The following is a 15,456-nucleotide window of genomic DNA, read 5'->3' on the forward strand; positions in this document are numbered from 1 at the left end:
CCTTAGCGGGTTGAAATTGTTTTCTGGGTGAGTTTGTCATCCTTTACCAAGACTTGCATCAGGGCCCAGACAGAGAGGACGATGACGATCAGGATGGTTGACAAGACGCTTGCAAGTCCAAAACGCAAATTTTCCGAGAAATTGAAAATCAAGACAGTCAAGTGATTCCATCTTGCAGAAATCAAGAAAATAATGGCGCTGACTGCTGTCATGGATCGTACAAAGGTATACGACATACTTGAAAGGAAGGCAGGACGAATCAAGGGCAGTACGATGGTCCTGAAGACCGTCGGTACATCTGCTCCCAAGTCCGCGGCCGACTCCTCGATGGCTGGGTCGATCTGGTGTAGCGCCGTTATTCCGTTCTCCACTCCCACGGGAAGTTCCCTGATGATGTAGTTGATGACGATGATTGCACCGGTGCCCACCAAGAGCAGTGGTTGCTTATTGAAAGCAAGGATGTAACTGATACCGATGAGTGTTCCTGGTATTGCATAGGGCGTCATAATAAGGGTTTCCAAAAAGCGTTTACCTGGAAATTTCTTACGAACAATAAGCATTGAGGCCATCATTGCAAGTAAACCTGCAATTGGCGTAGCGATAACGGCCAGTGTTACCGTATCCCTGATGCTTGTCCAGCCACGGCTGAGGGCTTCTCCCCAGTTGACTAGGGTAAAGGAATAATCGATACCCCAGTTCTTGACAAAACACCCTGCGACAATTGTCAGATATAAGGCTACGATAAAGCCAATGAAGATCCAGGAAGCTGATTCCAATGCAAGTCGCACCGGTTTGTTGGTAAGCTCTGTAAGGGTGGTGGAAGGTTTTCCCGTAACCGTGACATAGCTTTTTTTTGCTACCCAGACTCTTTGTATGAGAAAGGCCGTAAGTGTCGGCATCAAGAGCAAGAAGGAGAGGGCTGCCCCCGAGCCGAGATTGCTTCTTCCTGTAACCATCATGTAGGCTTCTGTCGAGAGTACCCTGTAGTCTCCGCTGAGCAACAAGGGGTTGGCAAAGTCGGCCAGGGAATTGGTAAACACCAACAGCCAGGCGGAAACTATGCCGGGAGCGGAGAGAGGCAGGGTAATCGCCTTGAAGGTCTGCCATCGGGTGGCACTCAAATCCAGGGAGGCATCCTCCACTGTCGAATCTATTTGTCGGAGAACCCCGCTGATGGTCATGAAAGCTATGGGAAACATCCCGATGACCTCGACCAAGGTAAGTCCACCCAAACCGTAGATGGAAGTGGATAGATGGAAGAGTTTTTTTGAAATGAGTCCATTGTTTCCGAAGAGCAGGATGATCGACAAGGAAAGGGAGAAGGGAGGGGAGATTACTGGCATTGTAGCCAGGATGCTCATGATCTTCTTCTTCTTGAAGGATGTTCGCTCGATGAGGAAGGCGAACATATATCCGACCACCGTGGAAATGGTTGCCGTAAAGATACCGAGACGAAGAGAACCCCATAGGGCCACCAGATAATTGGGTGAGAGGGATTCTTTCCAGGTCTGCAGGGAGAGTTGTCCGTCTTTCATGAAGGAGAGTCGGGCCGCCTCCAATAAGGGGTAGGCAATGAAGACTAGGACAATGGCGAATAGTCCCAATACAAGAAACCCTGTCATCGGGTCGCGGGTAAAGGTCAGGACCATCATAATGCTCAGAAATAGGACAGCAGCTACAATGAAGAGCGTTTTCAAGAGGTTGTTATACCCCGTGGCCGTTTTGTTGGGTACCAGAATCATGACAGCTCCGGAAACTTGATAGCCTGTTTTGTCGATTATCGGAACAAAATATATTTGGGAATCGGCCGTTGAGGCTACTGCGGTATCTGGATCGAGCGTATAGTCGGCCTTGTACGTTTTTGGAAGTTTCATCGGTTCAAGGTAATAGACACTTTCGAGTGCTTTCTTGAATTCTTCTGAATTCCTGTTTGCATCCCAGATGGAACGTGCCGTATCAGAACCTAGCATAGGGATGAAGTCTGCGGAATTCAAGTCATAGGAAAAATAGAATGCCCGTGCTCCCGAGATGCTTTTTTTGACAGTGGGGATCCATTGTTCAAAAGCCGAGGGAGAGACACTGTCAGGGACTGTTTGGGCAAACAGTTCGATTTCATTGAAGTTACGGTTCTCTTCATACGTAAGGAAGTTTGTAGAAAGGGAATTATACATCCAGAAATCGGCGGCTAGAAATACTAAGGCAGCTATCAAGAACTGCATGATCCGTTTTTTTGTAAACATCTAGTCTGTCCGTTTTAAACACACCCTGCAAGGATAGCTTGCAGGGTGGTCTGAAAGGTTAATTACATGCTGTAATTATCTCTTATTGCCAATTTCATTGGTCCAACGATCAAGTAAACGAGTCTTGTTTACAGAATCCCCATCCCAAGCCATGTCTTGTGTGACAGTCTTGATTTCGTTGATCGACAGAGCATCTGGATGCTTTGCTGCACCATCGGCGACAAGGACCACGTACCATTCGGTAAAGGTTTTCTGGGCTTCTGGGCTGGAAAGAATCCAGTCATAGAGCTTTTTGGCATTGACAGTGTCCTTGCCACCCTTTACCAAGGACATGGAAGCCAACTCATAACCGGTTCCTTCAGAAGGGGCTGTGATTACGATGGGGGAACCTGCTGCCTTAAGCTTTACCTGATCATGGGCATAGCCGATGGCCACGGGAATCTCTCCAGTAGCTACGCTCTTGCCAGGGGCAGAACCGCTCTTGGTATATTGATCGATGTTCTTGTCCAGAGCTGTCATATATTCAATCATCTTGTCTTCTGTACCGAAGATGTCAAGAATTGTTGTCAATACATTGTAAGCTGTTCCTGAGGTATTGGGGTTTGCCATACGGATATAGCCCTTATATTCAGGTTTGAGAAGATCAGCCCAGCTGGTTGGAGGGGTGAGGCCCAGTTCCTTGGCGCGTTCGGTGTTGGTCACGAAGGTAAGTGGACCGACATACATGCCGATATAGTAACTATCAGGATCCCTGAACTGTACAGGAGTCTTGGAAGTGTAACGACTGACATAAGGAACGGTCAAACCCTTGCTTTTTGCCGTGATGTGGTCAAGACCGACACCCCCGACCCAAATGGAAGCCTGTGGGTTGGCTGCCTCAGCTTCAAGACGAGCGACGCATTCTCCACCTGACAACCTTACAAAGTTCACCTTGATTCCTGTTTCAGCTTCAAAAAGCTGGAATAGCTTTGCAGCAAGGGGTTCCTCAAGGGTTGTGTAGGCATTTACACTACCGGATCCTGTAGCGGGACTGACGGCCGGAGCAGGCGCTTCGACTGCTGGGGTGGCTGTAACTGGTGCTGCTTCCTTGCTTCCTTGTGCGAACAGGGCAGGGGCAAGAAGCAACGACACCAAAAGAAGAGTAAACATTTTTCTCATTTTTTCCTCCTGGAGTGACAAAAACATCCTTGGAATAAAGTGATATCCAAGGAATAGAACATCTTTGCCTGATTAATGCTAACCTCCGTAAATCTTGCCGTCAAGAAAAATAACGCTGATGCCAAAATCGATACAATTATGCTAAAAGTAACGTATAGTAGTCCACCTGGAACGATACGGTGAAACCAATACGGGTATACAGGGAAAAAGCCTTTGGGTTATTTGAATCTACATCCAGAAATACAGTATCTGTTTGCGAAAACGCCAGGGCAAGGGCTTGGGAAACCATTTGATACCCCAATCCTTGTTGCCTGAATTGAGGCAGTATCCCGACACCATAGAGGATAGCTGTATCCGCTTTCTCATAATGCATATTGAAAACTCCGACGAGTATACCGTCCTTGATACAAAGGTAGGCACTTCTTTCAGGATTTTTTTCAATTGATGTAATGAATCCTATGCTATCTTCGGTGGGTTCTTCGAATACAATTGAGGAAATGCTTGCAAACTTTTCCATGGTTTTTTCGGTAACCCTTTCAAGGGTAAGGTTCTTGGTCGTTGCATGACTTTTGACTTTCCAGTCCTTTTTTGCAATCGATAACCTATATTCGGTTCTCTCGCGGTCCAGGGCAAGTTTTTGAATATAGGGCAGGGCACTTTTTGCTTTTGGTTCGACTTGCAAGAGATACTTGGTAAAGCCATAGGGGATGAGCACTGCCTTGGAAAGAGAGAGCAGATGCGTGAAGATCCCTTGTCTTCGGTAGTCAGGATGTGTACATCCATTGATCTCCGCTTCAGAAAAAGAAGGGATGAAGCAGGTCAAGAAAGCAACGAGGGTCCCTGTTTCATACGCAAGGAAAAAACAAGGGATTTCTCTTTTGCAATTCAATTCATTTGAAAGGAAAGAGCTGTTATTCAATTTTTCAAAGTCGAAACAGATTTCTTGGAGCTTGAGGATTTCTTGATGTTGTTTTTCGGTAAGGTCATTTGTCTGAATATATTCCATAACTGAAACAGTATAAAAAAGAAACCGGTGCGTATAGATAAGCATCGGTTTCCTTTTTAAAATAATGAAAATAATGTATTAGGCTTTGACCAAATGTACAGCAAATCCACTCAGGTCTTCATTGAGATAGCAAACCTTGATTTTGCCTTTTGCATCGCGTGCAATTGTCTGTTCATTGGCAGTAAAACCGCGCGTTGCCAAATAAACCAAGGTCCTCTCGATGTCGAAGCAACGGAAACCGATATGTCCATTCTTTCCGAGATACATCTTGGGAAGTACTTCAATGGTAGTATCCATGAATACTGAGGAATTGCCTCTCTTGGTTGTCATGCCAAGGGCATCAAAACCCTTGATGGCTTTTTCTGCTTCCTCTGCATTCTCGTCATTGATTCCCAGATGAGCAAACTCAAGTCCCTGGAGAGCTTTTACTGCTTCGCTGCAGATTTGGGAGATTGTATCCCATTGCTCGCCTTCGATTAAATCAGATTTGACCATCCAAGATCCTCCGACAGCCAGGACATTGGACTGTTTCGCATAGGAAGAAAGGTTGTCGAGGCCAATTCCACCGGTAGGCATGAACATCAACTGGGGGAAGGGTCCTGCCAGGTTCTTGAGCATATTGACGCCGCCTGAAGCTTCTGCAGGAAAGAACTTGAGGGTGGTAAGGCCACGGGCCAGACCCTGCTCGATATCGCTGGGAGTGCAGACGCCAGGTACGATGGGGACATTATTATCAATGCACCAATCGACGACAGAGGGATTGAATCCTGGGGAAACAATGAACTTAGCACCAGCGGCGACTGCTTTCTTGGCAAAGTCGACATTGATGACCGTTCCGGCCCCTACCAGCATCTCTGGATAAGCCTTTGTTATACGCTTGATGGCTTCCTCTGCTGCTGCTGTACGAAACGTAACTTCAGCGCAAGGTAATCCGCCTTTTATCAAGGCTCCTGCCAGTCCTTCAGCTTTTGAGGCATCATCGATTTTAACGACGGGTACAAGGCCAATGTCGTGAATCTGTCTGAATAATTCTTCATGCATGATTTTTGTTCCTTCCTTTCTTGTTATCTTGAATGAATCTAGGTGTTTATAATCAATTATGAAACGTTGTTTCAAAATATTATTGACAGATACTAGCATACCCTCTATGATTTCAAATATCAAGAGTAAAATCAGGTTCTCGATATATTTTTAGGAGGAGTTCCATGGGTAATAAATTTGTCACATTCGGCGAAATCATGCTTCGGTTGAAATCACCGGGACATGAGAGGTTTTTCCAATCTCCGGCTTTGGAAGCCACATTTGGAGGCGGAGAGGCCAATGTTGCCGTTTCTCTCTCGATTTTTGGCAAGGATGCACAATTTGTCTCTGCTTTGCCAAATAATGCCGTAGGGGAAGCAGCTGTTTGTGAAGTGAGAAAATATGGTGTTGATGTTTCAAAAATCAATATGACCAAGGCTGGTAGGGTAGGTATTTATTTCTTGGAAACCGGTGCCAACCAAAGATCAAGCAGTGTCGTATATGATCGTGCCGAAAGTTCCATTGCCCTTGCAAAGCCAGCTGATTTTGATTTTAAGTCCATCATGAGCCAAGCCGCTTGGTTCCATATCACCGGTATTACCCCGGCTATCAGCCAAGGTGCCGCAGATTGTTCCCTTGCCGCCATGAAAGCAGCGAAAGAGGCGGGAGTAACCGTTTCCATTGACCTGAACTATCGCAAGAAACTCTGGAACTATGGTAAAAAGGCTCCTGAGGTGATGAGAGAACTTGCCAAGTATGCCGATGTAATCATTGCCAATGAGGAAGATATCCAGAAGTGTCTTGGTATCGAGGCAGGCGTTGATGTTACTTCCGGTTCCCTGGACACTACTGTATATGAAAAACTGACAGCTGAGGTCAAGAATCAATTTCCAAACATCTCGGTTGTTGCTGTTACCCTCAGGGAAAGCAAGAGTGCCGATCACAATGGTTGGAGTGCAGCTCTCAGTGGAAAGACAGGTTTCTATGTTTCCAGGCATTACGAGATTACCGATATCATCGATCGTGTAGGTGGTGGAGATTCCTTTGCTGCCGGGATTATCTATGGATTGAGTGAATATCCAGAGGATGAGGAGTATGCAATCAATTATGCGGTTGCCGCTTCTTGTCTGAAACATTCCATTGACGGGGATTTCAATTTGGCTCGCAAGAGTGAAGTTGAGGCACTTTGCAAAGGGGATGGAAGTGGGCGCGTACAGCGCTAGGAATTCTTTTGATCATACAAGGGAGGCTCAAAGGCCTCCTTTTTCTTTTTTTCATGCTTTACCCAATCTTTATCGTATGTTCAGCCTTTGTCCATTGGGGGGGACTATTGTTCAATCAGTAAAACAAACAAAGAGCCGATTGGCTCAAAGGTGGACAACATGAACAAGAAAAAACTTATCCTCGCATTGGTTCTGATAGCTGTCGTAGTAGCTTCCGTCTCTGCGGCTTCCTATGGAAATCGTTTCTCCTCGTCTTATACCTCCAGACCTTCTGTATCTGCGAATGGGACAACCTTGGGATATGGAAGAAGTTCCATGATGAATGGCAACCGAGGGAACTATGCAACAGCTGCCGGGATCTGTTTGGTCGATGGTGATGAAGTTGCCGTAGGGTCCCGTCTCGGTTATGCACAAAGAGGAACCGGAATGAATGGTTACGGACTGTCTGCAGAAGATCTCCCTGAAATCTGCCCGGTAACTGGAGAGGCTCCTGTGTTGGGAAGTCGGTTGGGCGTGAATCAAGGATATCGGCAGAATTTGAACCGATAAGTATCAAGCAACTAGGATATAGCCAGCAAAAGCTGGCTATATCCCCTAGGAGTTCAAGATGAAACGAATGAGTAAAGTATTATTAATGGCTTTGGTTCTTGGCTCAACTACCTTGCTTGCCTTGGTTGCTGAACCTATCAGTGAAGAACAAAACACTCCGGTATCAATATCCGTAACACAGGAAGAGACAGGCTCTGAGGGAATCCTCTATATGAGGGAAGAGGAAAAACTTGCCAGGGATGTATATCTTAGCTTGTATGAAACCTGGGGAATAAAGACTTTTGCAAATATTGCCCGAAGTGAGCAGACCCATATGGATGCAGTTGCTTCCCTGATCCAGGCCCAGGGCCTTGTTGATCCTGTTGCCGGCTCGGTTGTCGGGGAATTCAAGAATCCTGATCTTGCCGCTTTGTATGACCAATTGATAGCCAAGGGAACAGTTTCTCCCCAACAAGCATTGGCAGTTGGTGCCCTTATCGAGGATCTGGACATCCATGACTTGGAAAACTATCTTTCGAAAACAGATGATTCTGCTTCGATTGTTGTATATACAAACCTATTGAAAGGTTCAGAAAATCACATGCGTTCCTTTATCCGGCAACTTGATAGGTATAACCTTACCTATGAACCAGAATATATTTCCCAGGAAAGGTTGAATGGAATTCTTGCACGCTAAATAGTTTCATACCGTATCTTTTGGAAGGGGCCGTCAAGATGAACGGTCCCTTTTCTATTGGGTCTGGATTTCTGGATTCGTGTTGTAATGGGCAAATAATTCTTCCGTGGCCAGGGCCATCTTGGTAACTGAGAAATCTTGCCCCTTGGGAAAAATATAATACGTATCTGACAATGTAGATAAATCGATGCAATCACCCTTTTCGAAATAGTCATATTCAATATGGCAGGAATACATGGTCAAGGGAGGTTTCTCCAATACAAATGATTCTTTTCCGAAGGTTCCTTCAAGACGAAAGCCTTCCAAGGAATGGGAAAGCCTGGCATCTCCCAGTCGAATGAATCTTTTTGCATTGGGCAGGGAATCCACCACTACTTCCAACTGGGTCTTGTACGTTCCTTGCTCAATTTCCTTTCGCACGGAACTTCTTTCGAACTCATACCAATCAGGAATATGGGTAAACTCAGTGGTGACTGTCTGTTCACCGACTGCTTTCGAGACTGTTTCCACTTCACCCAGCACTGTCATGTTCCAGGTTTTTCCACAGGCTTGGCAATGGAGCGTGCTACCCTTCGATTCCATGCGAAATTCGGTGAGGCAATGCGGACATTTATAAAGAACCTTATGCAATCCCTCGGCTCTCTTAGGGTGGTCAATGACTATCTTGTTTTGTTTTTGCCAAGCATATTCATCATAGAAAAAAGCTTCCTTGATTTTTTCATTGATCTGCTGGACAGAAGCTTTTGCCAATTCCTCCGGTGTAAAAATTCTGGTCAAATCTGCCTCGATCCTGTTTTTTCTCTTGCTAAGGTTCCAGCAGGGACTATTAAGATAATCCCCGTGTATATTCAAAACTACTATGGGCACTCCCAGTACCTTTGCCATTTTTCCCAAAGAAGAAGGCAATACCGCTGTTGTCCCGATCAAGGAATACCGTGCTTCGGGGTATAGGGCAAGGATCGTTTTTTGTTTGGTAAGGACATGCCGGATTTGCCTGATCAGTTGTATGTCGTTGGTGAATTTTCTTTTGCAAATACCTCCTGCATTGCGCAGAAGCCACTCACGTCCGATAAAACCATCGATTGCAACGACATAACTTGCCCTGTGAGGGAAAATAGCTGCCGTGGTTACCTTGAAGTCGAGAAAAGCCATGTGGGTGCATAATAATAAATAGGGCGGTTTCACTCCTTCCATGTTTTTTCTGTTGATTTTCAGGTGATGCATCCAAGTTTCAGGAAAGCTCAAACCCCAGACAACAGGTTTGAGGAATATCCTCTGCCGAATGGGCTGTTTTTTCATGTCAAAGCGAATCGCAGCATGGAGTTTGTCAATTTCAGTCATAGCAGTGCCCTTTATGCAAAGATTGGACCTGAACATCTACGGTCATCATAATCTTAGGAGGATAAAGTCTTCCCTGCAAGGAGAATTATCCAAAATTGTTTTTCTTCCAACCGATGGACAGGTTTGTTTTTTTAGGTATGATGGATAAAGTGGAGGAACGGTATGCCAAATAGGGAATTATATGAATTAGCAAGGGAATATCAACAATGTGAACCAGAGAGGGTATTTTCCGAAAATGACCTGTTTGCCGTTGAATTGCCTGATGGGACGCCCTGTTATGTTTCCATTGTCGAGGGAGCTCTTGCCGGGTATTTAGGTTTGAAGGGACTTTCGGCCTATCTTCGCCTCTGCCTGGAAGATCCGGAAGCACTGCCCCTTGTCCTTTCAGAACTGGAAAATTCACAGGAATGCTATTTGCTTACCTGCAATAATACAAAAGACGATCTCGAGGATAGAGAGCGAAAGGAACTTGAAGAACAAGGCCTGGAGTTCAAGGACGGAACGTTTCCCCAGTTCAGGATCAAAAGGCAATATAAGTTTCCTTGGTATTTGGAAGAGAAGGACGAGGTGAATCTTTTGGTATTGCTCAAGGCAATAATATTTGCAAAGACCTACTTTGCCCAGTTCGGAAAAATTGATAGGGATGCTTCCTTGACCACTTGGTTGGAGTCCCTTGGCCTTGCCGATAGTGAATCAGTTGAATATATCCCGTATTTTCGACAGGAAGGAACTTCGTTTTCGGTGATTGCCAAGACGTTGCCTGACGAAAGTTATTCCCTGGAATTTCCCCAAGCTGAATTGACGAACCAATCAACTCTTGATCAATTCAGGCTTCTGAAGGCAAAACCAGGGAAGGTCCTGTATTATGTGACATTTCTTTTTCCTGATCCTGTTCTTTCAGCCAAAAACCCGGTTCCGGTCTTTCCTGTAACGGAAATGCTCTATGATCCACAGAAACATGATTTGCTTGATGTCTTTATGGTTGAGGACTATGAGGAAGGGCATGTTGGTTTTGTCTCCAGATTGCTTGATTATATCAAGGCAAGCGGAAAGCCCCAGGCTATCCATTGTTTTGGTGAACGTTCCTATCCCTTGCTTGCCACGCTTGGCAAGCAACTTGGCATCCGAATCATGCAAGGCACGTTCAACGAGGAAATCGAAAGATTGAAGGAATTCTTTGTCATGCAGGGAAGGGCGCAGGATGAACCTGAGCATGTTCATGATGAATCCTGCGAGCATCATCATCACAATGAGTAGCCAACAAAGATTCTAGATATCTCCGAATTCTGGGACGATACAGAGAAAAACGAAGTTCTGATCCCCGGCATTCAATACTTGATGCTGGAGATTGGCATTGATATAGGCTGTCGACCCGGGAGTCAGGGGGTATTCCTTTCCATCCATGAAGAGCGTTCCCTTTCCCTCGACAGCATAGATGATATGTTCCCAGGGATGTGAATGCAGGGGGGCAAAACCACCCTTGCCTAAAGTAAACATACGCAGGACATGGTCTTTCCACCCTTGGTCGGGACCAACAAGGACTTGCTTGGTCACTTCCTTGATTCCCTTTCCTTCCAGTTTCCGCTTTGCAATTTCATCTCTGTGCGATACAAACATGGTTTGGCTCTCCTATAATCCTTGCAATTGTTTCATGACCCAATCCGTACGCATACCGCTTTCCCCTGTACTGGGACAGATGCCCTTGTTGAGCAATTGGTTCACGACTGTCTGGATCAGGGGTTGGGCAACATGTTCGGGAGGAAGTGGTACGGCAAGCGTCTCTATTCCCTTGCCTGTATCGATAGTCAAGGGAGCTTCGAGGTCCAAGACAGAGAATGCAAGCATCCCCTTGCTTCCATACAGGGCAATGACATCTTCGTCCTTGAAGGTATTGAAACACCATATTCCGGTGCCATGGACTCCGTTGGAATGTACCCAACTGCCACTTACTATATCTTCGGCACTATTGGTTTTTGCCTGGTTGGTTGCTTGTCCTTGGACACTTTGTATGGGGCCACATAACCAATCGAGAAGATCCAGGGAATGGGAGCCTACATCAAGAAACCTTCCTCCCCCGGAAATGGTGGGGTTTACTCTCCAGGAAGGATTGATGTCATCTTCCTTTATGGTTTGGTACATAAGCAGGTTAACGAACCGGATATTGCCGAGAATTCCTTCTTCGATCAATTTTTTGACCAATAGGTATTTAGGCAGGGCACGTCGATAATAGGCGGAAAAAAGTGGTATTCCCTGAGCTTTGCAAAAAGAGACCATTTCCTGGCTCTCTTGTAAAGTCCTTCCCAGAGGTTTTTCGCAATATACGGGTTTTCCGGCTTTGGCCACTTGAATTGCATAGTCCTTATGGGTATCTGGGTGTGTAGCGATGTATACGGCATCCACTTCAGGATCATCGATAAGATCCTGGGCATTGTCATACCACCGAGGAACCCCATGACGTTTTGCATAATCCTGGGCCAAAGCCCCATTGCGTCGCATCACTGCAACCAGTTGGGAACCTTCTGCCTTTTGGAACCCTGGGCCACTCTTTACTTCAGTAACCGAACCACATCCGATCATTCCCCAGCGAATTGTATTCATCAATTGGCTCCTTGCTTCTTTTAATTCATGTCAAGGGATTTCCTTTTAGTCAGTTTTTTCGATATTGAGGACAAAAAAGATCAAACGATAAGGAACTATCTTTCAGTTTATCAATGTATGCAGTTGACGACAAGTCTTGTCAAAGGCTTTGCAATTGGATTTCCTGCCTCGGTATCATGAAAGGATTGAAAATGTTTTCAATTCATCTCAACAAGAAATCTATCAATGATATTTAATAAAAGCCTCAGGTTTTTTATACACGAAAATAAAACTCATCAATACAATGATAGTTTTTGATTCTCAATAAAATAAGTATCTTTACTTATAAAGAACTTATAAAGAGGATTCTGGGTTCAATGATTGCTAGTAAAGAAAATCCTGAATTTGTTTTTATCACTACGATATCGTTCCATACTAAACTCGAGAGGAACTTCCCGGTTGTCAAAACTTATGGTATCGATATATTGAAGAGGGGCTCCTTTTTTGACAGTCAATAGCTGGGCCTCATAATCACTGGCAGTTTTGATTTCTATGGTTTTTTGGTATTTCTCAACAAGATATCCATATTCTTCCGTAATTATTTTTGCAATGGATTTCTGTTCGCAGATTGTTTTATTCAAAGTAGGATATAAGTGTACAGGTAAATAGGAAAGGTATATTACCATAGGTATTTGATTGGCATATTTTATACCTCTTATTTTATATACTTGAGTGTTGAGTGGTATCGAAAGAGAGGAAGCCTCGATTTCATTGGCTGCAACAATTTCAAATTCAGTCGTTTCGGAATGAACTGAATACCCCAAACGTTCCATTCTATCTTCGAAATCTTCAAAACGAGTGAGAAATTCCTGATTGATCTTAGGCTCAACAATGAAAGACCCTTTCCCTTTAAGTCGACAAATCATTCCGTTTGTTTCAAGTTCTTTCATTGCTTGTCTTACTGTGGGCCTACTGATCTGATATACATCACAAAGCTCTTCTTCTGTTGGGAGAGGAGTTCCATTTTCTCTGGTTTTGATAAAACCCATGAGTATTTCCTTGATCTGGTAATATAAAGGGATAGGTATGGTTTTATTTATTTTGTTATACGAGAAATACGGATCCAGCATGAGTGCTCCTTTTTTTGTCCAGATACAACAATGAATTGGGGTTTTTATGAATTAATTTTGACCCACATCATATTTTTCTTATATGGGACACGCTTATGTTCTTTTTCTATTATAATACATATCAAATTCCATGTAATTAATCAATATTGTAGTAATGTAATTAATTAAATACAGTTCCTATATTTCCTTTATAGCTATTCAGTCAGTAATAAAATTGGTCAATAGGAACAGATTATGTCGCTGAGTTGAGTTTTATCATCTTTTAGTAGAGGATCTTAAGGAATTCTTAGATTTAGTCCAGTGTTTTAAAATAACATCGGATATGTACTTTGTTCGATTATTCCTTGAAAAACAGTTGAAGATACATATCCCTATTGAACAACCCAACACAGGATAATAGGAAATGACAAGTATTGGGATAATAAATGAAGCATGTAAAACATTGGGCTCTGATACTAAAATCCCAAGCCACCAATTATTCTAGTGGCTTGGGCTATCTTTTGTTATTGAATAATGAAATATGACGGTTTTGTATTGAATACCCCTCTATAGTTTTATATTGGTTGGCAAGTGGTATTCATCATAACCTAGTGTTTTAAAGCTTTGGAGTGGTCAAGGGAATAAGAAGGAATTGGGAAATTGATGTCATCAAAATTATACAGTATAGGTATCCTGTTCAAAGTTCCCAGCGTTGCAACCAACCCATTGTATAGTGTTTCCAACATATCTGTCGGTACCCCAAGAATCATATCGTCATCTGTTGCATATCCATGACGTTTGTCGCCGATATCTGCAATGGCCAAACGGATTTCATGGGTAGCCAAGGGCCAAGCAAGGGTTTCGTAACAACTGGCTCCATGTCCATTGCTACACAACTGGATTTTTCCGGCTCCGTCATTCCAGACATTTGAATATTCAAGTTCCATCATTTGGGTGGGATTCCCCCAAATCTGGACGACATCAGGGATTACAGGTGAGAATTCAAGTGGCGCAATCCCCAGGGCTTCAAATTTGAAAGGAAGTGTTTTCATATCCTTGAAAATCTTGGAAGCTTCAATACTGCTTTTTGTAAATTTCCCTGCGGCCTTGTCCTCGAATCCTTCAGGTATTGTCCCAATTCCCATTGAAAGATCCGCAACAGTACAAAGATTTCGAGTATTCTCAACGGTTATGGCAATTGGCAACTCATAATAGCGGGAGAAGCCAACTAAATTACATAAAACTTTCTTGTGTTCAATCCACTGATATTCTTTGGGGACATCTTCTTTGTGGGCAAAAAATTTCAAGCCAATTGGTTTTGTCTTCAATTTCAGAATTGATTCAAACCCCTTTCCCAGGGATTGTAATGTTTCTATTGTCATATAGCTATTCCTTTATTCTTTGGTTGGATGTCAGTCTATTTGGTTGAGAGGGAACAGAGGTTTTTTTCCTGATAGGACGTTTGCGATGTTTTCAGCAGCAAGATGTTTGAGCGTATTCAGGGATTCTTCTGTATAATACCCCACATGGTCGGAAATTATCAGATTATCCAATTTCCTCAAAGGGCTATCCTTAGGTAGCGGATCCTGTTCGAAAACGTCAAAACCTGCACTATTGATCAGTTTTTCTGAGAGAGCGTGAACCAAAGCTTCATTCTTGACAATACCTCCACGGGCTGTATTAATGAGAATGCTTGTAGGTTTCATGAGGGAAAATTCATGTTCATCAAACATATGATAGGTAGTTTCATTCTCTGGGCAATGGATTGAAATGATATCCGAAAGTTTGAGTAATTCTTCAAAGGATACCTTCCGGACTCCTCTTTCCTTCATATATTCTTCACTTTTATGAGGATCATAGGCAATAATTTCTTTTGGATTGAATCCAGAAATTTTCCTTGCAAATACTGATCCTATATTTCCGAGACCAATGACCCCGATTATCGATCCTTTGATTTGGTGAATCTTATAATCCTTGGTCAAGTTCCATTCACCACCGATAATTCTGTTGTACTTTACAGTGGTTTTTCTTACACAATCCATGAGAAGAGCCATTGCCTGGTCGGAGACAGCCTCATCGGCGCCATAGGATGGAACTCGTGCTACCCAAATTCCTTTTTCAGTCGCCTTGTCTACATCAACATTGTTGTAGCCGATACCATAACGAGAGATAATCTTGCATTTCTGCATTGCAGAGATTTCATCACCTTTGATCGTATGTAAATTTAACAATACACCATCGGCATCTTTTATTGCATCAATTACTTCATCCTTGCTTTTGCAGTCACATACTATAAGTTCAGCACCAATAGGATCTAGTACTGCTCTCTCTGCAGCATAACTGTCAAATCTATCATCCGTAACTACAACTTTGAATTTCGCCATTTTTCTCTCCTTGATTTTATTGTGGTTCTACTATGAATCTCAATATTGTAAATGTCAATACATAATAACATAATTATTAAAAGTGTATAATTTGTCTTTACAAATATAAAAAACAAGCTAATAATCAAGAAACTGCTGATGAACTTATTCAGTGATATTGAATTGAGGGAAGG

At 43.5% G+C, this 15,456-nt stretch carries 14 protein-coding genes; 4 read left to right on the plus strand and 10 right to left on the minus strand.

All coding sequences use genetic code 11. From position 1 onward, the window contains the following. Positions 1-2: 2 nt before the first annotated feature. From ACHZBG_RS08990 to ACHZBG_RS09005, 4 genes are all read right to left on the minus strand, one after another. Positions 3-2,240 carry an iron ABC transporter permease gene (locus ACHZBG_RS08990; RefSeq protein WP_320129114.1) on the minus strand — a complete coding sequence of 746 codons (2,238 nt, stop codon included), beginning with the start codon at positions 2,238-2,240 and terminating at the stop codon, positions 3-5. A gap of 75 nt (positions 2,241-2,315) precedes the next feature. Continuing rightward, positions 2,316-3,398 (minus strand): ABC transporter substrate-binding protein, encoded by a 1,083-nt coding sequence (locus ACHZBG_RS08995; RefSeq protein WP_320129115.1) that lies wholly within the window; start codon positions 3,396-3,398, stop codon positions 2,316-2,318. 136 nt (positions 3,399-3,534) lie between these two features. Then, the gene (locus ACHZBG_RS09000; RefSeq protein WP_394699371.1) at positions 3,535-4,404 is read right to left on the minus strand and encodes a GNAT family N-acetyltransferase; all 870 of its coding nucleotides are present in this window, start codon (positions 4,402-4,404) and stop codon (positions 3,535-3,537) included. Positions 4,405-4,482: 78 nt separating this feature from the next. Beyond that, positions 4,483-5,445, minus strand: a complete 963-nt coding sequence (locus ACHZBG_RS09005; protein WP_320129117.1) for a bifunctional 4-hydroxy-2-oxoglutarate aldolase/2-dehydro-3-deoxy-phosphogluconate aldolase — start codon at positions 5,443-5,445, stop codon at positions 4,483-4,485. Positions 5,446-5,609: 164 nt separating this feature from the next. Here ACHZBG_RS09005 and ACHZBG_RS09010 point away from each other — a divergent pair, with 164 nt between their 5' ends. The 3 genes from ACHZBG_RS09010 (at position 5,610) to ACHZBG_RS09020 (ending at position 7,872) form a co-directional block, all read left to right on the plus strand. Further along, positions 5,610-6,647: a sugar kinase gene (locus tag ACHZBG_RS09010; protein ID WP_320129118.1), complete on the plus strand. Its 1,038-nt coding sequence runs from the start codon at positions 5,610-5,612 to the stop codon at positions 6,645-6,647. A 159-nt stretch (positions 6,648-6,806) separates the two neighbouring features. Continuing rightward, entirely contained in the window at positions 6,807-7,196 is a 390-nt protein-coding gene (locus tag ACHZBG_RS09015) for a hypothetical protein (protein WP_320129119.1), read from the plus strand. A gap of 58 nt (positions 7,197-7,254) precedes the next feature. Continuing rightward, on the plus strand, positions 7,255-7,872 hold the full coding sequence (locus tag ACHZBG_RS09020; RefSeq protein ID WP_320129120.1) for a DUF2202 domain-containing protein: 618 nt from the start codon (positions 7,255-7,257) through the stop codon (positions 7,870-7,872). A 54-nt stretch (positions 7,873-7,926) separates the two neighbouring features. Here the strand turns inward: ACHZBG_RS09020 and ACHZBG_RS09025 are convergent, their stop codons facing one another. Next, positions 7,927-9,213: a lysophospholipid acyltransferase family protein gene (locus ACHZBG_RS09025; protein ID WP_320129121.1), complete on the minus strand. Its 1,287-nt coding sequence runs from the start codon at positions 9,211-9,213 to the stop codon at positions 7,927-7,929. A 162-nt stretch (positions 9,214-9,375) separates the two neighbouring features. On the opposite strand from ACHZBG_RS09025, the gene ACHZBG_RS09030 reads away from it, so the two are divergent. Then, positions 9,376-10,470 carry a DUF6930 domain-containing protein gene (locus ACHZBG_RS09030; RefSeq protein WP_320129122.1) on the plus strand — a complete coding sequence of 365 codons (1,095 nt, stop codon included), beginning with the start codon at positions 9,376-9,378 and terminating at the stop codon, positions 10,468-10,470. A gap of 12 nt (positions 10,471-10,482) precedes the next feature. Here ACHZBG_RS09030 and ACHZBG_RS09035 read toward each other — a convergent pair whose 3' ends face one another. The 5 genes from ACHZBG_RS09035 to ACHZBG_RS09055 all read right to left on the minus strand — a co-directional run bounded on the left by ACHZBG_RS09035 (position 10,483) and on the right by ACHZBG_RS09055 (position 15,283). Further along, on the minus strand, positions 10,483-10,830 hold the full coding sequence (locus tag ACHZBG_RS09035; protein WP_320129123.1) for a cupin domain-containing protein: 348 nt from the start codon (positions 10,828-10,830) through the stop codon (positions 10,483-10,485). A gap of 12 nt (positions 10,831-10,842) precedes the next feature. Then, positions 10,843-11,811 (minus strand): Gfo/Idh/MocA family oxidoreductase, encoded by a 969-nt coding sequence (locus ACHZBG_RS09040; RefSeq protein ID WP_320129124.1) that lies wholly within the window; start codon positions 11,809-11,811, stop codon positions 10,843-10,845. Between the two features lie 353 nt (positions 11,812-12,164). Further along, positions 12,165-12,839 (minus strand): GntR family transcriptional regulator, encoded by a 675-nt coding sequence (locus ACHZBG_RS09045; RefSeq protein ID WP_320129125.1) that lies wholly within the window; start codon positions 12,837-12,839, stop codon positions 12,165-12,167. 668 nt (positions 12,840-13,507) lie between these two features. Further along, positions 13,508-14,281, minus strand: coding sequence for a DUF169 domain-containing protein (locus ACHZBG_RS09050; RefSeq protein WP_320129126.1), 774 nt, complete (start codon positions 14,279-14,281; stop codon positions 13,508-13,510). A gap of 30 nt (positions 14,282-14,311) precedes the next feature. Then, entirely contained in the window at positions 14,312-15,283 is a 972-nt protein-coding gene (locus tag ACHZBG_RS09055) for a C-terminal binding protein (RefSeq protein WP_320129127.1), read from the minus strand. Positions 15,284-15,456 lie beyond the last annotated feature (173 nt).

Origin of the sequence: uncultured Sphaerochaeta sp. (assembly GCF_963676625.2) — a bacterium.
Taxonomy (GTDB): domain Bacteria; phylum Spirochaetota; class Spirochaetia; order Sphaerochaetales; family Sphaerochaetaceae; genus Sphaerochaeta.